This window comes from Roseiflexus castenholzii DSM 13941 (assembly GCF_000017805.1).
In the GTDB taxonomy this organism is placed as follows: Bacteria; Chloroflexota; Chloroflexia; order Chloroflexales; family Roseiflexaceae; genus Roseiflexus; species Roseiflexus castenholzii.
Map to the genome: position 1 here is coordinate 2,639,497 of NC_009767.1, position 19,659 is coordinate 2,659,155.

The window sequence follows — 19,659 nt, forward strand, 5'->3', positions numbered from 1 at the left end:
TTTGATAATCCTGCCGGGGCGGGCTTCCTGGAAGGCGCCTTGACACATTGCATTGTGTGCGGTACACTCCTTACCGACCGGTAAGGAAACCTGTGAGGTGGAACATATGGACGAACGCAAACGCAACCAGATTTTGCTCGTTCTGTTTATCGGCGTCCTGATGGCGGCGCTCGACATTGCTATCGTCGGGCCGGCGCTTCCGGCGTTGCGCGAGCACTTTCAGATCGATGCGCGCGCGGCATCGTGGATGTTCGTTATCTACGTGCTCCTCAATCTTGTCGGAACTCCGTTTATTGCCAAATTATCGGATCGATTCGGTCGGCGTATCCTGTATACGGCAAGCATTGCCCTTTTTGGTCTGGGGTCATTGATTGTCGTCGCGGCGCCGGTGTATGCGGTGGTGCTGGCAGGCCGGGCTATCCAGGGGCTTGGAGCCGGCGGCATCTTCCCGGTCGCCAGCGCGGTGATCGGCGATACTTTTCCGCCGGAGAAACGTGGGAGCGCGCTTGGTCTGATCGGCGCCGTGTTTGGTATTGCGTTCCTGGTGGGACCGATTATCGGCGGATTATTGCTGTTGCTCGGATGGCAGTGGCTGTTCCTGATCAATCTGCCGATTGCAATGGCGCTGATCGGGTTTGGCGTGAAATTGTTGCCTGCCATACGCACAGCGACACCGCGCCCCTTCGATTGGGGTGGGACGGTTGTGTTGGGTGTGCTGCTGGCGGCGCTGGCTGTGGCGCTCAGTGATCTTGCCTATCTGCTGGAAGACGCCAGTGTGTCCGGTCTGGTCAATGCGTTGCGCACATCCACGGTGGCGCCGCTGTTGTTGCTGGCGCTGGCGCTGGCGCCGGTCTTCTGGTGGATCGAGCGCCGCGCTGAAGACCCGGTGTTGGATCTGAACCTGTTCCGCAACCGGCAGATTGCGCTGGCCGGTGCGCTCTCGTTTGGCGCAGGGTTGAGCGAGGCGGTGACGCTGTTCGTGCCATCGTTGCTGGTGGCGGCGTTTGGCGTCACACCATCGACGGCGAGTTTTATGCTGATCCCGATGGTGCTGGCAATGGCGATTGGTTCGCCGTTGTCGGGGCGCGCGCTGGATCGGGTTGGTTCAAAGATCGTTGTGCTCACCGGCACCGCCTTGATTGCCGCCGGGTTGGTGCTGGAAGGCACGCTGGCGAACGTTTTGCCGGCATTTTATGGATTCTCTGCACTGTTCGGCATTGGCATCGGTGTCTTGCTCGGCGCGTCGCTGCGGTATATTCTGTTGAACGAAGCGCCGGCCGAAGAGCGAGGCGCAACCCAGGGAGTGCTGACGGTGTTCATCAGTATCGGGCAGTTGATTGGCGCCGTTTTGCTGGGCGCCATAGCAGCCGCACGCGGCGGCGATGTCGGTGGCTATGCTTTTGCCTTCCTCGTGGTCGGCGTCCTGATGGCAGTGTTGTTCATCGCATCGTTTGGGTTGAAGAGTCGCGCCCAGGAATTGGCGACGCAGCAGCGTTTGCAGCGCGGCGCATCGATGGCATGAGCGGCGCCGGCGGCGATCAGGTCGGCAATGAAGGCGGACGCGAGGTGTATTCCGCATGCATGATGGTCGGAAATGACGGTATGATAACGGTGACTCAGAACCGGTTTGCATCGATGCAGGTGTGCTATGAACCCGTACAACATCACCCTTTACGCACACTCATATGTGCGATGGGCCGTTGTCATTCTTGGAGCGTTGCTCATTGTGCGCGCCCTGACCGGCTGGCTGGGCAGGCGTTCGTGGGATGGTTCGGTTGAACGGTTAGGGTCGTTCTTTACGATTTCGATGGACATTCAATTGTTGCTCGGTCTGTTGCTCTATGGCGTCTTCAGCCCCACAATGCAGCGCATCTTCAGCGATTTTGGCAGCGCCATGGGTGATGCGCGATTGCGCTTCTGGGCGGTTGAACATATGCTCATGATGGTGGTCGCAGTAGTACTGGCACACGTCGGGCACGTCACTGCGAAGCGGATGCCGGAAGAGAAGCGCTACCGGCGCTACGCGATCTTTGCCGGTCTGGCGATGCTGGCGGTGTTGCTGGCAATACCGTGGCCCTTTAGCGGCGCCGATCCGCGCCCGCTCTTCCGGGTGTGAGCCGCGCCAGGCGCTACCCGCTTACCAGGCGCAGTTCGATGCGTCCGACGCGAATAATGTCACCTTCTTCGACGACGGTGGCGCCGCGCACTTCGATGTCGTTCACGAAGGTGCCATTGGTGCTGTTGAGGTCTTCGAGCACCCACTGGTTGCCGCGCAATTCGAGGCGAGCGTGCTGCTGCGACAGAAACGAGTCATTCAGGGCGATCTCACACTGTTCCATGCTGCGTCCAATGATCGTGCTCGGGCTGAGCGGGAACATTTTGCCGACCGCAACACCGCTCTGGCCGCTGCGCAGCACTACCAGATGACCATACGGGCTATGAGTCGCCGAAACCTGACCGGTCTGCCCGATGACGGCGAGTTCGCGGATCATGACGCGCAGCGCCTGCCAGAGGAAGAAGTAGAGCAGCAGCACGACGGCTACGCGCAGCACAAGAAGAACGGCGTCGATCGAGGCATTGGCAAAATCGAACATAGGCGATCCACGTGCGATAGGACGGTTGCGTGACCGACGCTCAACGATCCATGTGGCGAAACGTCAGTTCCAGCCCGCCAAGCGAGATGACATCGCCGTCACGTAGGGCGCGTTCCGTTATCGGTTCGCCATTGACGAAGGTGCCATTAGTCGAGCCAAGGTCGGTCAGCCAGAAACGACGCGACTTGTAGCGCAATTGAGCGTGGTTGCGTGAGACGCGCGCGTCTTCCAAAACGATATCGTTGTTCAGTCCGCGTCCAATTGTCATCGATGTGCTATCGAGCGGGATGACGTGTGTACCGGTGGGAGTTGCCAGCAGCAGGCGGGCACGCGCCGCTGGCGCCGCTGCGACCTGTGCCGGAATGACCTGTGTATCGCCAACCTGATGTGGTGCTGCTGGCGCTGCATGTGTTTCCGCCACGACCTGGATCGTTCGCCGGGGCACGCCAGCATCGGCGACCAGTTCGACGCGAGGATGTTCGACCATGCTAAACCTGCGTTCCTGTGCCAGCTCCGCCAGATAGGTCGCCATCTCGCGTTCGACCTCGGTGCGAATCGGCTTGAATGCCTCAAAGTCCTGCGGATTCAGGAATGCACGGTAGTAGTTCGGCACCAGAATGCGCCGCACACTCACCGTCTGGTTGGCTTCCATCGCGCGTTCGAGGCGTTTGGCGATCTCGGCAGGTTGCACTGGGCTGCGGAATAACCGTGCGACCGAACCCTCGACGATATTCTCCATGAACGCTTCGAAGCGACTGAGTGCTGACATAGGGGTTCATACTGCAAGAAACGCCGATCACACGCGCATATTGTACAGGAGTTGCGCGTCGGCGGCAACCGTTCTGGTTTTTCGGTTCTCGGTTCTCGGCTTCCGGTTGTGCTCAGAGGCATGGTGAGAGAGAACACGGATGGACACGGAACGCAACGGATTCGCGCGAACAGTCGTTCCCGCCTTTCAGTTCTTGGTTCCTGGTTCTCGATCATCTCCCCAAATGGCGCTCGAAGAATCCAGCAACCCGATCCACATACCGCTGCGGATCGATGTCGTAAGAGCGGGCATGCCCCGCGCCAGGCACTTCCCAGTATTCGGCGCCAGGCGCAGCCGCAGCGAGGGCGCGTCCGTTTTCCACCGGCGTAAATGCGTCGGCGTCGCCATGGATGATCAGCACCGGTCGCGGCACAATGTCGTCGATTTCGGTGACCGGTCGCGCAGTTGTGAGGTCTATTCCAAGGACAAATCGCCCCATAAAAAGGGTCGAAGGCAGGAAGATATCCGGCAAGCCGCTGGCTGTGCGCCAGTGACGCCGGATGAGCGGCTCAATCTCGGCGTAAGTGCAATCCGCTACAAGCGCGCCGATTGCCGGGTCTTCGGCGGCAGCGCCAATTGCAGAGGCGGCGCCCATCGACACGCCGAGCACGCCGATGCTTCCGGCTCGGAATCCGTGCGTCATGAGCCAGTCGACCGCCCCAAGAATATCGCGCCGTTCCGCCAGCCCAAAACTGAAGCGCGCATCGCCGCTTGCGCCGTGCCCGCGCAGATCGATCATCAGGATGGCAAATCCGCGTTTGTAGAGGCGGGCGGCGAACTCGCTGAAACGCCCCTGGAATTCCGTTGAGCGGCTGCTATCTTTGCCATGGACGAGGATCACTGCTCGCGCAGAGTCTGGCTGTGGCAGATACCACGCGGCAATCTCTACGTCGCCGCTGCGCGCCGGGAAACGCACCTCCTCGAAGCGAGCGCCGAATGTGGCAGGCGTGTTGACTTCCGCATCGCGTTGCGGCATGGTCAGAATGCTGGCGGCATAGGTCGAAATGCCCAGGTAGAGCGCCATAACCAGCGTGACCAGCGTCGCTGCGGTAAAGAGCGCTATCTGTCGCAGGCGCCTGGCGCGCCGAGCAGCAGCGGTGGATGCTGTCGTCTCCATTGAAGTCGTCCCCTTTCGTTCGTCATGAAGCGTGCTGCGGCAGCCCATGCCGATTGCGCTGCCAGCATCTCATCGACCATTGTACGAATCGGCGACAGCGCACAGACGACGCTGGTCAACGAGTCGAGCGAGACTGCATGATACACCGCATTCGAGGTTCTGGGTCGGCATCGATAGGGCAAGGTTAATTTCGTGTTATTATAGGTGAGCGTATCTCTGCTGCACATTTCCTGTTCGCTCTATGCTGATCCTGCAACTCGTGCTTGTCATGGCTATCGCCACCATGCTGGCATGGTGGTGTGGATGGGGTCTTGCACGTCTGGCGCTGCCGTTCGCGTTGTTGCCGTTTCGTCGGTTACTGACGCCGCTGATCGGCTACGCAGTGGTGGTTGTGGCAGGGTATTGGGGCGTTCGCTCTGTCGTCGGGTTGAATACAGTCCTGCCGGTTCTCCTCTTCGTCTGCACCGCGCTGAACATCCTTGCCTGGCGTCGCATCGGCGCTCCGTTTACGCGCCATCTGCCAGGTCAGATGACACGGACTGAAGGCGTGTCGCTTTTCCTTCTGGTTCTGGCGACCATTGTGGTCAATGTCGCGCCTCTGATCCGCTATAACCACTCGGCGGCGATTGGCGGCGGATGGGACATCGAAGTTGCGTTGCCCATGGCGCGGTATCTGGAACGCGCTCCTGTTGCCGCCATTGCAACAATGCCGGACAATCCACTGCGCGATCTGGTAGCGAATCCGCCGAAGATTTCACACAACATCGGGTTTGCCATCTGGCAGGGATGTGTCGATCTGCTTGGCGGTTTCGAGGCGTTCGACACATTCACGCCATTAATTGCCTGGCTACGTGGGTTGGGCATTCTGGCGGTCTATCTCTGGCTCCGCGCAACGCTTGGTTTGCGGATGTGGGTTGCCCTGATTGGATCGGCATGGGTTAGTGCGAATGCGCTCTTGCTCTGGATTTCGTACTTCAATTTCGAGAAACAACTTGCCGGCTTTCCTCTGATACCACTCTGTCTGGTCATCGGCATGGCGACCGTCGAGGAGATCGCGCGCAGCCGTTGGGCGGCGTGGAGCAGCGCATTGTTGGGATCGGTGATCCTGGCAGCCCTGCCGGTCGTCTATTATCCGGCGATCACCGTATGGGCGGCGCTGGCATTCGGGTTGGGCGGAGCGCGCCTGATTGAAGCATATAAGGTGCGATCCGGCGCGCCTGCGCCGCAGGCGCTGATCATCGCCGCGCTGATCCTGATGGCGCTGACAACGCTGGTCGCTGCTCCGACAATCGAGGATTATTTCAACGGCTTTGGATTTCGCTACAGTCATCAGGTAACCTCTCTCGGCATCTTTGATTATGTTCGGTCCAGCACTATTGTGGGATTGACGCCGTTTCAACCGAGGGAGATCGGAACCACAGCGCCGGAGGTCGCGGAACAGGCTGGCGGCATACTCCTTCTCATCCTGATCGCCGCTGCCTGTGTGTCTGGTCCACACCGTCTGCGACTGGCGGGCGCGCTTATTGGCGGTGTGACGTATCTTGCATGGTTGCGCTGGTGGCAGGCGTATCCCTACGCCTATATGAAAGGCGCTGCATACGTCAGTTTTGCTTTCCTGGGTCTGGCAGTGGCAGGGGAAACGCTGGACTGCTGCGGAGCGTCACGCTCACGGCGCCATGGCGAGGCGGTCGTCGCTCGTTGTTGGTGCGCTGGGATTATGTGTGCTGATGGGCGCCAATCAGTTGCGAGTGGTTGTGGCTCATATCGAACGTCCTGGTCTCTACCCCGATGATGCACCGGCACTCCTCGAACTGCGCACACTCGTGCCGTCGGGAAGCACGGTGACCATGACTTCCGACAAACGAGTGCGTGGCGTGATCAATGGCTTTGCTGCGTATGCGCTCGACCATGCAATAGTGTGGGGGCATGTGCGCACCGGTTATGCCGAGTCGCGCGCCGGTGATAGTGGAGCAATCGGAGCGTATGGCCTGCTCCATGCGTTTGAAGATCCGCTGCTGTGGGGATACACCTATCCGCCTATCTGGCGTGGAGGTTCATATGCGCTCTATCGTCGTCCGCCGGAAACGCAGAAACATCTACGGTTGCTGAATGTCCTGGAGTCGGGCGAGGTGCTGGTTGTGCCGGTCAATGCTGAGTCATCCGAAGCGGAGACGGACACTGGTTCGCACACGTTGCGCCTGATGGTTGCAACACTTGCGCCGGCAACCGTCGAGGTCAATGACGCGCCGATCTCCCTTATGCCCGGCAGACGCATCATCACGCTCCATCCGGCGCCATCGCAGGACGTGGCGATTCGACATATCGGGGCGGCGCCGCTTCTGGTTGAAACCGCCACTTGGCTGACTCACACGGTTCCTGGCGGGCAGATGAGCGTTGCATCCAATCACAACGTTCGGGCGCCAATCCCAGAAATGACGGTGCAACCCATGACGAACAGCGCCATCGTGCAGGCATCGGCAGTCGCGTCCGGGGCAGTGATCACAACGACGCTGGAAACGCTGCTGTCGGAAGCAGGACCGGTGCGAGCAGCCCTTGATATCTGGGATGTCGAACGGGGCATCCAGTACGGCTGGTATGGCCTGCTCATTGTCCCCGACTCAGAGGTGCAGCGTTTCTCCATGGTCCTTTCGCTTGCTGACGGACAGATGCAATGTGTGTCCGCAGGGGGTGAGACGCCAATCGGCGCCTATTTTGTCGGGTTGAAGCCAGGTCGGTATACGGCTCGGTTGTCTCTTGCTGCGGGTACGCAGATGATCAATGAACCGATTGACCTGTTCGGGTTTGAGATAACATCTGATAGGGCGATTGCCGGTGTGTGGGTGCGTGAGAAACAGCTACAGGCAGGCAGCGTGATAAACCCTGCGACCATCTCGGTGACCCGGATTGGTCGTGACATCGCGCTGCTGGGCTACACAATCATGCCGCCACGTCTCAGAGCGGGCGGAGCAGCGGACCTGATTCTCTGGTGGCGATCGTTGAACGATAACCTGGACGAGCGCAGCGTGCTCATTCATCTGATCGACGCCGCCGGCAACAAATACGCCCAGGCCGATGGTCCGCCAGCCGAGGGGGTGTTGCCAACCAGCAGGTGGCGCGCCGGGTTGACGGTTGTCGATGCACGCCAGTTTCGTCTCCCGGCGGATCTGCCGCCAGGAGACTACACGCTGCTGGTTGGGATGTATCGCTGGCCCTCACTGGAACGTCTGCCGACTGTCCAGAACAATACGTTGCTGCCCGGCGCCGTCATTCGTATTCCTGTGCGCATCGAAGCATGACCGGCGCCATGTGTCGCATCGGTGCACCATCTAGTGGAAGGACCCCAGCGCCCGGATGTAATTTGCCCGCTCGAATGCTGCGGGGTTCTCAACGGCCTGCTGGCTCATGCTCCCCTGCATCTGCTCAATCGACTCATACTCATGCTCTTCCATCCACGCGCGCAGATCGTTCAGAATGGCGGGGATGCGGTCGATGCCGCGCGCCAGCAACTCAGACGTCATCATCGCCACGCGGGCGCCGGCCATCATGGCTTTCAATACATCTTCCGCTGTATGGACGCCGCTGGTCAGCGCCAGATCCGCCTTGACGCGCCCATACAAAATGGCGATCCAGCGCAATGGCAGGCGCAATTCATCGGAGGTGCTCAATTTCAGGTTCGGCACGACGTCCAGCGTCTCCAGGTCGAAGTCGGGCTGGTAGAAGCGGTTGAAGAGGACGAGTCCCTTCGCCCCTGCGTCGCTGAATTGTTTTGCCATGTTGGCAATGCTGCTGAAGAACGGACTCATCTTGATCGCCACCGGGATCGTCACCCGGCTGCACACGTCGCGCACGAGGCGCAGGTACTGTTCTTCGATGGCAGCGCCGGTAATGCCTGGGTCGGTCGCCAGGAAGTAGAGGTTCAGTTCTAGTGCATCGGCGCCTGCCTGCTCCACTTTGTTCGCGTATTCCACCCAATCGCCGTCCGACGGTCCGTTGAGGCTGGCGATGATCGGAATGCTGACGCGCTGCTTGAGTGCGTGAATGTGCTCGAGATACGGTTCAACTCCCAGGTTATACTGTTCTAGATCGGGGAAGTACGTCAGCGACTCTGCGAAACTGTAGGCGCCCCGATCAAGGTAGTAGTCAAGTTCGCGCGCCTCGTGGGTGATCTGCTCTTCAAACAACGAAAAGAGCACGACGGCAGCGGCGCCGGCTTCCTCCAGGCGACGAACATTGTCGATACGTTTCGAGATCGGCGATGACGAAGCGACAATGGGATTCTTCAACGACAAACCAAGATAGGTCGTCCGAAAATCGGTCATGGTCAACACCTCGATCTAAGCCTTGCGCGGATCGGCTTCTTCAGTATGCGGGATCGCAGGGTTCTCTTCAAGTCGCAATTGCTTTCCTCTTCGTTGTTGAACGACAACATGGTCGCTTCTTCACTGATGACATTCATTGTTTTGTAAGCCGATACCCTGTACGCAAGGCGGGCAATTTTCTACAATTCAGGAGGCGGCAGCCGATCCGCCTCGTTGTGAACAGGACGACCCTATGGCGCTGTATACGATTGAGGATCAAACAATCTATCTCGAAGAGACCGGTCCTGAGAATGCGCCATGTGCGTTTCTCGTCCATGGCTGGGCGAGTTCGTCGTACACCTGGAAACCGCTCCTGCCTGCACTGAGTCGCCGGTATCGTTGTGTTGCCATTGATCTTCCGGGGTTTGGTCAGTCGCCGGCGCCATCACATCCGCCGACGATTGCGGGGTACGCCGATCTTGTGGCGTGTCTGATCGAGTATTTCAGCCCTCGTCAACCGGTGTTGCTCCTCGGTCATTCGATGGGCGGGCAGATTGGCGCCACGCTGGCGCTGCGCTATCCAATGCTCGTTGAGCGCATGGTGCTGCTCAACCCGGCGTTGAGCGGGCGTCTCTCGACCCGGGTGAATCTGCTGATCGGGCCCCATGTGCTGGCGGAGCGTTTTTTGCCGCTCGAATGGTTGTTGCACCTGCTCGCAAAAACGCCGCTCGACTACACCGATTATCTGCTCAAGCCGTCGAATTTTGCCGAACGGGCGCGGGTATCCGAGGAGGATTATCAGCGCATCCGCGCCGATGCGCGCCGTCCCGGTCAGGGGCGTATACGCGCTGCTTGTTTTCAGGCAATGCGCCAGAGCGATCTGCGCGGTCGGCTTGCAGCGCTCGAACCGCCAACCCTTGTTATCTGGGGCGCGGAAGACGATATTGTACCGTTGCGCGATGCCGGCGCGGTCGCTGCCGAGTGGCCCGCTGCCGATCTGCGGATCATTCCGAATGCCGGCCACTGGCCCCAATTCGAGCAGCCGGATGCGACGTTGCGCCACATTGCGCTCTTTCTTGGCTTGCCGCCTGCGGGTGTCGCGCCATCTGCCGACGCGCGCGACATCGCTGAACTGCACGCTACAGCACAGTTTCTCAACAATTCAGAGATCGGTGGACGTCTGAACGAAGCGCAGCGTATGCGTATCGCGTCGCTGTTGCAGCGGCGTGTGCTGATGCCGCGTGAACGCCTGACTGCTGCTGGCGCGCGCGGTGATGAGATGTATATTGTGCAGGACGGATTGCTCGAAGTCTGGCTTGAACCTGTGCCGGTCGGCGGGGTACGACAGCCGCCGGTGCGGATCGCCTTCATGCAGAGCGGGCAAGTCGCCGGAGAATTGGGATTGCTCGAAGATGTGGAACGGAGCGCCGATCTGCGCGCGGGCGATCAACCAACGGTGGTGCTGGTGTTGACGCGCGAGGCGCTGAATACGCTGGCGGAAGACGATCCAGCATTGGGAATGCGCCTGATGCAGAATCTGGCAGTATCATTGGGGCGTCGCCTGCGCCACCAGAACTGGCTTGCGCAGCGCCTCGAACAGCGCGCATGGCAGGGGGGCAGTGTGACGCGGTTACTGGAGTGAGGTGTGAGGGGTGAGGCAAGAGGCGAGGGGGGTGAGGCGAGAGGGGCGAGGCGAGAGGGGTGAGGCGAGAGGGGTGAGGGGTGATACCAATGACGATTGACGATGCCGCATGCGTGTCATTCCGAGCGCAGCGAGGAATCTGAACGGGTCGTGCAAGACCCCTCGTGCTGCTCGGGGTGACCATGCCGGATGATCATCGGTCATTGGTATGAGAGGCGAGAGGCGAGAGGGGTGAGGCGAGAGGCGAGAGGTGAGAGGGTCCCGACAATGGCGTCGCGCGCGATGTATCTCGCATTGGTGGCGAAGCGAGCGGGTCCCGACCATGGCGTAGCGCGAGATTTATCTCGCATTGGTGGCGAGGCGAGAGGGGTGAGGCGAGAGGCGAGAGGTGAGAGGGTCCCGACAATGGCGTCGCGCGCGATGTATCTCGCATTGGTGGTGAGGCGAGAGGGGTGAGGCGAGAGGGGTGAGGCGAGAGGGGTGAGGCGAGAGGGGTGAGGGGTGATACCAATGACGATTGACGATGCCGCATGCGTGTCATTCCGAGCCCTTCGCTTCGCTCAGGGTAAACGCAGCGAGGAATCTGAACGGGTCGTGCAAGACCCCTCGTGCTGCTCGGGGTGACCATGCCGGATGGTCATAGGTCATTGGTATGAGAGGCGAGAGGCGAGAGGGGTGAGGCGAGAGGGGTGAGGCGAGAGGGGCGAGACGAGAGGGGTGAGGGGTGATACCAATGACGATTGACGATGCCGCATGCTGGTCATTCCGAGCGCAGCGAGGAATCTGAACGGGTCGTGCAAGACCCCTCGCGCTGCTCGGGGTGACCATGCCGGATGGTCATAGGTCATTGGTATGAGAGGCGAGAGGGGTGAGGCGAGAGGGACGAGGCGAGAGGGGTGAGGGGTGATACCAATGACGATTGACGATGCCGCATGCTGGTCATTCCGAGCGCAGCGAGGAATCTGAACGGGTCGTGCAAGACCCCTCGCGCTGCTCGGGGTGACCATGCCGGATGCTCATAGGTCATTGGTATGAGAGGCGAGAGGGGTGAGGCGAGAGGGGCGAGGCGAGAGGGGTGAGGGGTGATACCAATGACGATTGACGATGCCGCATGCTGGTCATTCCGAGCCCTTCGCTTCGCTCAGGGTAAACGCAGCGAGGAATCTGAACGGGTCGTGCAAGACCCCTCGCGCTGCTCGGGGTGACCATGCCGGATGGTCATAGGTCATTGGTATGAGAGGCGAGAGGCGAGAGGGGTGAGGCGAGAGGGGCGAGGCGAGAGGGGTGAGGGGTGATACCAATGACGATTGACGATGCCGCATGCGTGTCATTCCGAGCCCTTCGCTTCGCTCAGGGTAAACGCAGCGAGGAATCTGAACGGGTCGTGCAAGACCCCTCGCACTGCTCGGGGTGACCATGCCGGATGATCATCGGTCATTGGTATGAGAGGCGAGAGGGGTGAGGCGAGAGGGGTGAGGCGAGAGGGGTGAGGTGAGAGGGGTGAGGGGTGATACCAATGACGATTGACGATGCCGCATGCGTGTCATTCCGAGCGCAGCGAGGAATCTGAACGGGTCGTGCAAGACCCCTCGCGCTGCTCGGGGTGACCATGCCGGATGATCATCGGTCATTGGTATGAGAGGCGAGAGGGGTGAGGCGAGAGGGGCGAGGCGAGAGGGGTGAGGGGTGATACCAATGACGATTGACGATGCCGCATGCGTGTCATTCCGAGCCCTTCGCTTCGCTCAGGGTAAACGCAGCGAGGAATCTGAACGGGTCGTGCAAGACCCCTCGCGCTGCTCGAGGTGACCATGCCGGATGGTCATAGGTCATTGGTATGAGAGGCGAGAGGGGCGAGGCGAGAGGGGTGAGGTGAGAGGGGTGAGGGGTGATACCAATGACGATTGACGATGCCGCATGCGTGTCATTCCGAGCCCTTCGCTTCGCTCAGGGTAAACGCAGCGAGGAATCTGAACGGGTCGTGCAAGACCCCTCGCGCTGCTCGAGGTGACCATGCCGGATGGTCATAGGTCATTGGTATGAGAGGCGAGAGGGGCGAGGCGAGAGGGGTGAGGTGAGAGGGGTGAGGCGAGAGGCGAGCGGGGCCCGACAATGGCGTAGCGCGAGATGTATCTCGCATTGGTGGCGAAGCGAGAGGGGCGAGGCGAGAGGGGTAAGGCGAGAGGGGTAAGGCGGTGGCGTGCTCAGGCGCATGATCGTGTGACCGTGTGACCTTCTGCACTCCGCGTCGCGGGTGATCACGGGTGACAGGTGGAAGGTCGAAAGTCAAAGATTGTCAGCGATTCTTCGTGTGCTTTGTGGATCGCAAACCAGAGAAGGGACTCGTCCATGCTCTACTATCAGAAAGCTGCTCAGGCAGAGGCATTGCTTGCCGAAACCAATCTCGATGCCTGGCTCATCTTCGCACGTGAAAGCGTGATCCGTCCTGACCCAGGCATCGAACTCGTTGTTGGTGTTGATGTGACGTGGGACTCGGCATTCATCTTTGGGCGCAATGGGCAGCGCGTCGCGCTTGTGGGGCGTTACGACGTCGCCGGTGTGCGCGAGTCGGGGCTGTTTCCGACGATCATTGGCTATGATGAAAGCATCCGCGATCATCTGATCGATGTCCTGCGCCGCCTTGATCCGCTGACTATCGGGTTGAACTATAGCCTCGACGACCCGACAGCCGATGGACTGACTCACGGCATGTTTCTGCATCTCTGCGACCTGTTGGCAGACACGCCCTTTCCGTCACGTTTTGTGAGCGCCGCGCCCCTGCTGGCGAAGTTGCGTTCGCGTAAGACGCCAGCCGAGGTGGAGCGCATTCGCGCTGCCGTCGCCGTCACCGAAGAGATCGTCGATCTGGTTGCACAACAGATTCGCCCTGGCGTCAGTGAGGCGCAGATCGCCGCTTTCGTTCATGAGGAGTTTCGCCGCCGCAATCTGGCGAGCGCCTGGTCATGGGATGCCTGCCCGATTGTGAATAGCGGTCCCGAATCAGAAGTCGGTCATGGCGGTCCGCGTAATGACATCGTGGTGCAGCCGGGGCATCTGGTGCACATTGATCTGGGCGTTCAGCGCGAGGGGTACTGCTCGGATATTCAGCGCATGTGGTATGTGCGTCGTCCTGGTGAAACGGCGCCCCCGCCGGACGTTCAGCGCGCTTTCGAGACGGTGGTGCGGGCGATCGAGGCGGGCGCAGCGGCGCTGCGCCCCGGCGCGCGCGGATACGCGGTGGACGCAGCGGCGCGTCAGGTCATTGTTGCAGCGGGATACGACGAGTACCGCCACGCACTGGGGCATGGTCTGGGGCGCGCCTGTCACGACGGCGGTCCGTTGCTCGGTCCGCGCTGGCCTCGCTACGGCAAAACGCCGGAAATGCATGTCGAGGCGGGGAATGTCTACACCCTTGAACTGGGTGTCGTCACTGCGGCAGGGTATATCGGCATCGAGGAAGATGTGCTGGTGACTGACAAAGGCGTAGAGTTTCTCTCGACCTTTCAGCGCAGGTTGTGGGAGGTGTGAGCGGCGAGGACCGGACGCATCCCCCCCTGACTGCGAACCAGGGCGCCGATGCCCGGCATTGACAGCAGGTAGAGCGCCAGAAACACTGCCGGCAGAGAGAAGAGTGCCGCAATTGCGGCAGGTAGCGCCAGCACTGCGGCTGCGGCTATCAGGTTTCGGTCAAAATCGTGGGGTGGATGATGCCCGGAAAGATGCAGCCCCAGGGCGCGCGCGCTCACTGCGATGCCCAGAACGACGGGCGCGTGCGCCAACAACACCAACCCGGCAGCAACCGGCAGCCCGATAACAGTGGCAGTCAGCAGAGGCAGCAATAGGGCAAGGACAACACCCAACGCAGCGATTGCCAGCAAACCGGTTCCCAGTGCTCGCAGGGGCGCCGCCAGCAAGGTCATTCCTGCGGCTGTGCTTCGGCGGGGCCAAAAGCCGATGGCCAACACAATCGCCGCCATCTGCGCCAGCCAGATCAATGCCACAACCAGCCCGCGAACCAATGAAAGGTCGAGACGCTGAGCCGTTGCTGCAAGCAGGGCGGCGCGCATGTTCGCCTGACCAGCAGCGCCGGCAAAGGTTCCTATCGGGGTTTCAACACCGCGTATCAAATTGAATGCGCCGGTTGTCGCCGGGACAATCAGCAGCGCGAGTGCCAGGAGTGTTACTGCGCGGCTGAGCATCCGGCGCGCCGCCGCGCGCTGCGCAACGACGCGGGGTGGCGCTTTGGGCAGGCGACGCATCGTGGACGCCACCAGATCGACGGTTGGTTCGTGATGCTCCAGCGCGCCGCTGCGTGCCAATACGTTGCGGAACGTGTCATCAAAATCATTCGAAGACATACAGTGCTGCTCACTCTTGCAATGGCATTTCTTCCTGAACCACGCCCTCAGAGCGTAGTGCATCGGCAAGCATACGACGTGCGCGGTGCAAGCGTGTTTTGATAGTGCTCTCCGGCAACCCTAGCGCCTGAACGATCTCCTCATACGAAAGATCGTGCCAGTAACGCAGCACAGCGACTTCGCGATAGGCGGGCGGCAGGCGTAGGAGCGCGCGCTGAACCGCATCGCGTTCCTCGCGTTCGATGGCGCTGTGTTCTGGTCCTTTCCCGGGATTGGGAATCGTCAGCACCGTGTCGTCCAGGGTCAACCAGGCGAAGCGCCGCCGCCGCAGCCGATCAATACAATAATTTGAACCAATTGACAACAGCCACGTTGAAAACTTGCGCTCCCGGTCGAAACGGGCCAGGTTCGCATAGACCTTCAAGAATATCTCCTGACTGGCATCCTCCGCTTCCTGCGCATTCCCCAGCATGCGATACGCCAGATTGAACACCGCTCCCGCATAGCGTTCCACGAGTTGCGCAAAGGCGGCGTGATCCCCCTCGATGGAGCGTTGGATGAGGGCGTCTTCGTCAGAGAGAGCCACCATGCGCCTTTACCATTCTGCAAGAAGTACGCACATCCACCGCGCAGGGTTTCGCCTGATCGTGCGCTTGCACTACGCGAGCGCCGGCGCTTGCAATACGAACCTCTATCGTATACCATGAGCGGCGTCGCCTGTTGCGTATCGTGCACCACGTGCCGGCGGGCGGCGCCGGAAATGCCGCAGACCGGGCGGCGCTGTAAGGGAGGAAAAGGCGTGGCAGTGACATACAATCGTGATCAGATTCGCGCGGCATTGGCGCTGACAGATCCGGCGGTCAGTTCGTTTCTCGATCTCCAAACCGGGAACGTTGTTTCCATTACTGAAGGTGATCAGAGCCAGGCAAACCAGGAACTCAGCGCGCTGATCATGGACAGTTATGGCGACCGGTTTCGCTATATTCCGGGCGGAAACCCCGCAGCCGATGATGCGGCTGTGAGCGCCTGGCTCGAGAATGAAGGGCTGACGTAAACGCCTGCTCGCAATCTGGAAGCAGCGAAGACCGGAGGTTATACCAATTACCTGTGAATATCCGGCATTGTCACTCCGAGCAAAGCGAGGGGTCTTGCGCGACCCGCTCAGATTCCTCGCTGCGTTTACCCTGAGCGAAGCGAAGGGCTCGGAATGACACGCATGCGGCATCTTCAATCGTCATTGGGTATTACCCATCTTCGCTGCTTCCAGAGTTATGCGTCATTCAGCGCTGCGACGCCTGGCAGGATACGCCCTTCCAGCAGTTCCAGCGACGCGCCGCCACCGGTCGAGATGTGGCGAATCTTATCGGCAAGTCCCATCTGTTCTATCGCTGCAACCGAGTCGCCACCGCCGATAATCGTCATCCCCGGGCAATTCGCCATTGCCTGTGCGATCGCTCGGGTGCCCTCGGCAAATGGCGCCAGTTCGAACACCCCCATCGGTCCATTCCAGATGACGGTTTGTGCGCCCGTGATGACCTCGGTGTACGCGCGGATCGTTTCAGGCCCGATATCCAGCGCGCGCCAGCCCGGCGGAATTTCGCCCACCGGCACAACCTTGCGGTTGGCATCGGCGCTGAAGGCATCCGCAATTACGACGTCGGTCGGCAGCATGAGGCGCACGCCGCGTTGCGCCGCCTGATCCAGCAAGGACTTCGCAATGGGAGCGGAGTCCGGCTCGACCAGCGAGTCGCCCATCTCGTGCCCCTGAGCAAGCAGAAAGGTGTTTGCCATGCCACCGCCGATCAGCAGTGCATCGACTTTGCCGAGCAGGTTTTCGATCACGCCAATTTTGTCGCTGATCTTGGCGCCGCCGATGATAGTGACAAATGGCCGCGCCGGATTTTCCAGCGCTCCCTGGAGCGCGGCGAGTTCGGCTTCCATCAGGAAGCCGGCGACAGCGGGGAGGAATCGCGCCACGCCTTCAGTCGAGGCATGGGCGCGGTGCGCCGAGCCGAAGGCGTCGTTGACGTAGACATCGCCAAGTTTTGCCAGTTCGCGCGCCATACTTTCGTCGTTGGCTTCCTCGCGCGGGTCAAATCGGGTGTTTTCGAGCACCAGCACCTCGCCCGGTTTGAGGTCGCGCGCAGCCGCCTCAGCCGCAGGACCGGTGGTTGCCTGTGAGCCTTTGACCGCCTTCGCTTCGGGGAGCAGTTCCGCCAGGCGCGCCACCACCGGCGCCAGGCGCATGCTTTCGACGACTTTATTCTTCGGTCGCCCCAGGTGCGACATAAGAATGACGGCTGCACCATGTTCCAGCAGGTAGCGGATCGTTGGAAGTGCTGCACGGATGCGGGTATCGTCGGTGATCTGCCCGTTCTCCAGCGGCACATTGAAATCGACGCGAACAAGAGCGCGTTTGCCGCTCCAATCGATGTCGCGGATCGTCTTTTTCGCCATGGCTGTTCTCCTTCTCGTCAACCAGACGCTTCAGGGTGCAGCGCTATTGTAGCATACTGAGAACGGAGAACTGAAAACTGAGTTGCCGCGTTGGACGGCGCCGGGTATAATCTTCTCAAGAGAATCGTGCACCAATGCGGGAGAAGTGTATGCGACTTCGAGGGCGGGTGGCAGTCGTCATTGGCGCGTCGAGCGGCGTGGGATACGAAACAGCGCGACGGTTGGCGCGCGAAGGGGCGCAGGTCGTGGCTGCGGCGCGTCGTCGGGAACGGCTTGAGATGCTGGTGTCGGACATTGCGCGGGAGGGAGGCGAGGCGGTTGCTATTCCAACCGATGTTACCGATTCGGAACAGGTTGATCGGTTGATTGAAAGTGCGGTGAACCTGTTTGGGCGGGTCGATATCCTGATCAATTCGGCTGGCGTGACGCACAAAATTGCGCCGCTCGAGCAGTTTAGCAACGATGATTTTCGTGTGGTGATCGAGACCAATCTGCATGGAACGTTCTATGCTGCGCGCGCGGTTGTTCCACATATGAAGCAGCAGCGCTCCGGCACGATCATCACCATTGCATCGCGTGTCGGCAAGGTTGGTGTCGCCAATATTGCGCCGTTCTGCGCTGCGAAATTCGCGCTCGATGGTCTCAGCCAGGCGCTTGGTGCGGAATTGCGCCCGTACAACGTATTTGTGACGACCATTTTCCCCGGTCTGATCAATACGGAACTGGAACCGCTCAACCCGCCGGAGGAGTTTCGTCGCCGGTTGATGACGGCGGTTGATGTGGCGGAGGTCATTCTGTGGGTCTGTATGCTTCCACCAACAGTGCGCATCGATGAATTGCCGATCATGCCGCGCCAGGTGGATATGTGACCACGATGGGGTGGGCGCAGGGTTCGAGCACGCCAGTTCAAGCACTCTGATGCCTTGTCGAGTTCTCCATTGTGATACGGTTCCCTGCATTGCTATCACAGCGGCTCAGATAGGCTCTTATGTGCCATAAGCGTTGCGGATGGCGCTCGAGGAGAGATCGACGCGGAATATGCGCTCAGGCAGTTCACGGAAGAGTGGACGCAATGAAGCCGGCAGGTCGATATCTGCCAGGGTACGGAAGACGCCATCCTTGATACGCCCGGCGACCAGGAATGTGCATCCATGGGCGGCGATAGCGGCGAAGGCGGCGTTGCGTCCGGCTTCGCCATCGTAGTAGCGCGGATCGATGATTCGAATTGCGGTATCGTATCCGATGACGAAGGTGCATCCTGGAAACAGGTTCGCTTTTTGCACAAAGAGCGGTGCGCGACTGAGCACGACGGGGTAACGTCCGCGAAACTGCTCCAGGCGGCGTTCCAGTTCGGCATATCCGAGTGGCGGCTTGTCGGCGTTCAGAATGGGGAGCTCAAAAACAACCGGTACGCGCAGGAAGGCTGCGGCTGCTTGTGCCAGTTGTTCGTGCCCGGCGTGGAGCGGGTTGAACGAACCGGACAGCAGTGCGACCGGCGGTGTCCCTTTCAGATGTGCGTGCCCATCGATGTCGATAAAAACGTCTTCGACATCCCCCTGCACAAGAAGCGTCAGCGGATCGGGTCGCGTCTCCTCATCCACCTCCAGCGTTTCGGGAGGTTCCAGCGCAAGATCGGGCGCAGCGACGCCACAAGCGCTGGCGATTGCGCGTATAATCAGCAGGCTGATCACCTGTTCCTCGCCGGCGCGGTCGCGCGCGCCTTTGGCGAGCGTCAGGTTGAACGCGCGCATCGTTGTGCCGTCGTACACGGCAATAGAACAGCCGTGCGCGCCGCGTTTGGCGCGATCGGTGGCAATCGCGGCGGTGCAGGCGACTCCGAGGCACGCAGCGGCGCCGTCGGTCAGGCGCATGGCGCGGCGGTACGCCATCTCAGCCATGATGCGCGCCGTGTCGGCAGAAACAAACTTTTCCGGCGTCTTGCCGATCAGGTCGGTGAGCGATGTCGCTGCGTACCGGTCGGTCGCTTCCAGCACAGTGCGCGATGAGCCAGGCACGCTGTGCAGCCAATAGAGCGCCAGGCTGCCGGCGCCGGCGAACTCGAACACCAGTCGGTGCGGCGTATCGTGGATTGCCGCAATGGTTTCCGTTGGTATGAGGTTCATAATTTCAGTGTACCATACCTTGCGAGAGTCCTGCGGTTGCAGTGTGTTGGGCGTTTGCCGGTGCGCCCAGCGTCCTCCGAGGATGCTGGGCGGGGCGCCCGAACCGGTTGATTCGGTGAACGTCAGCGCTCATCCGAAACGCTTCCGCTGGTTTTGCTCTGCCGAAGGTGGACCGATCTCTGAGTCGCGCGGCACAGGAGTGGACCATCCTCCTGCAGGGGTGCGAGCCATCAGCCTGCGGGTGGGAGGGTGCAACGCTACC

General features: G+C 60.5%; 16 protein-coding genes. 8 read left to right on the forward strand and 8 right to left on the reverse strand.

The window, feature by feature from the left end; translation table 11 throughout:
- The first annotated feature begins 106 nt into the window (after positions 1–106).
- A complete protein-coding gene (locus RCAS_RS10575; protein WP_012120569.1) occupies positions 107–1,522 on the forward strand; it encodes an MFS transporter in 1,416 nt (471 codons plus the stop codon).
- A gap of 126 nt (positions 1,523–1,648) precedes the next feature.
- Positions 1,649–2,116, forward strand: coding sequence for a hypothetical protein (locus RCAS_RS10580; RefSeq protein ID WP_012120570.1), 468 nt, complete (start codon positions 1,649–1,651; stop codon positions 2,114–2,116).
- 13 nt (positions 2,117–2,129) lie between these two features.
- Here the strand turns inward: RCAS_RS10580 and RCAS_RS10585 are convergent, their stop codons facing one another.
- From RCAS_RS10585 to RCAS_RS10595, 3 genes are all read right to left on the reverse strand, one after another.
- Complete coding sequence (locus tag RCAS_RS10585; RefSeq protein WP_012120571.1) at positions 2,130–2,594, reverse strand: FHA domain-containing protein; 465 nt, start codon at positions 2,592–2,594, stop codon at positions 2,130–2,132.
- Between the two features lie 40 nt (positions 2,595–2,634).
- Positions 2,635–3,363: an FhaA domain-containing protein gene (locus tag RCAS_RS10590; RefSeq protein ID WP_012120572.1), complete on the reverse strand. Its 729-nt coding sequence runs from the start codon at positions 3,361–3,363 to the stop codon at positions 2,635–2,637.
- Between the two features lie 211 nt (positions 3,364–3,574).
- A complete protein-coding gene (locus RCAS_RS10595) occupies positions 3,575–4,519 on the reverse strand; it encodes an alpha/beta hydrolase (protein ID WP_012120573.1) in 945 nt (314 codons plus the stop codon).
- 268 nt (positions 4,520–4,787) lie between these two features.
- Here RCAS_RS10595 and RCAS_RS10600 point away from each other — a divergent pair, with 268 nt between their 5' ends.
- Positions 4,788–6,311 carry a hypothetical protein gene (locus tag RCAS_RS10600; RefSeq protein WP_157042614.1) on the forward strand — a complete coding sequence of 508 codons (1,524 nt, stop codon included), beginning with the start codon at positions 4,788–4,790 and terminating at the stop codon, positions 6,309–6,311.
- Entirely contained in the window at positions 6,196–7,815 is a 1,620-nt protein-coding gene (locus tag RCAS_RS25625) for a hypothetical protein (protein ID WP_198136030.1), read from the forward strand. Before RCAS_RS10600 ends, RCAS_RS25625 begins: the two co-directional genes overlap by 116 nt.
- Before the next feature lie 30 nt (positions 7,816–7,845).
- Here the strand turns inward: RCAS_RS25625 and RCAS_RS10610 are convergent, their stop codons facing one another.
- Positions 7,846–8,838, reverse strand: coding sequence for a dihydroorotate dehydrogenase-like protein (locus tag RCAS_RS10610; protein WP_012120574.1), 993 nt, complete (start codon positions 8,836–8,838; stop codon positions 7,846–7,848).
- 232 nt (positions 8,839–9,070) lie between these two features.
- Between RCAS_RS10610 and RCAS_RS10615 the strand changes: the two genes are divergently transcribed.
- Both RCAS_RS10615 and RCAS_RS10620 read left to right on the forward strand, forming a co-directional pair.
- Entirely contained in the window at positions 9,071–10,459 is a 1,389-nt protein-coding gene (locus tag RCAS_RS10615; protein WP_012120575.1) for an alpha/beta fold hydrolase, read from the forward strand.
- Positions 10,460–12,808: 2,349 nt separating this feature from the next.
- Positions 12,809–13,987: a M24 family metallopeptidase gene (locus RCAS_RS10620; protein WP_012120576.1), complete on the forward strand. Its 1,179-nt coding sequence runs from the start codon at positions 12,809–12,811 to the stop codon at positions 13,985–13,987.
- Here the strand turns inward: RCAS_RS10620 and RCAS_RS10625 are convergent.
- Together RCAS_RS10625 and RCAS_RS10630 are read right to left on the reverse strand one after the other, a co-directional pair.
- On the reverse strand, positions 13,963–14,817 hold the full coding sequence (locus RCAS_RS10625; protein ID WP_012120577.1) for a hypothetical protein: 855 nt from the start codon (positions 14,815–14,817) through the stop codon (positions 13,963–13,965). The genes RCAS_RS10620 and RCAS_RS10625 overlap by 25 nt on opposite strands.
- Positions 14,818–14,827: 10 nt before the next feature.
- Positions 14,828–15,406, reverse strand: coding sequence for a sigma-70 family RNA polymerase sigma factor (locus RCAS_RS10630; RefSeq protein ID WP_012120578.1), 579 nt, complete (start codon positions 15,404–15,406; stop codon positions 14,828–14,830).
- A 210-nt stretch (positions 15,407–15,616) separates the two neighbouring features.
- Between RCAS_RS10630 and RCAS_RS10635 the strand changes: the two genes are divergently transcribed.
- The gene (locus RCAS_RS10635) at positions 15,617–15,871 is read left to right on the forward strand and encodes a hypothetical protein (RefSeq protein ID WP_041330601.1); all 255 of its coding nucleotides are present in this window, start codon (positions 15,617–15,619) and stop codon (positions 15,869–15,871) included.
- Between the two features lie 215 nt (positions 15,872–16,086).
- Here the strand turns inward: RCAS_RS10635 and RCAS_RS10640 are convergent, their stop codons facing one another.
- A complete protein-coding gene (locus tag RCAS_RS10640; RefSeq protein ID WP_012120580.1) occupies positions 16,087–17,274 on the reverse strand; it encodes a phosphoglycerate kinase in 1,188 nt (395 codons plus the stop codon).
- 149 nt (positions 17,275–17,423) lie between these two features.
- Here RCAS_RS10640 and RCAS_RS10645 point away from each other — a divergent pair, with 149 nt between their 5' ends.
- A complete protein-coding gene (locus RCAS_RS10645) occupies positions 17,424–18,143 on the forward strand; it encodes an SDR family oxidoreductase (RefSeq protein WP_012120581.1) in 720 nt (239 codons plus the stop codon).
- A 117-nt stretch (positions 18,144–18,260) separates the two neighbouring features.
- On the opposite strand, the gene RCAS_RS23950 is transcribed toward RCAS_RS10645, so the two are convergent.
- On the reverse strand, positions 18,261–19,397 hold the full coding sequence (locus tag RCAS_RS23950) for a nucleotidyl transferase family protein (RefSeq protein WP_012120582.1): 1,137 nt from the start codon (positions 19,395–19,397) through the stop codon (positions 18,261–18,263).
- Positions 19,398–19,659 lie beyond the last annotated feature (262 nt).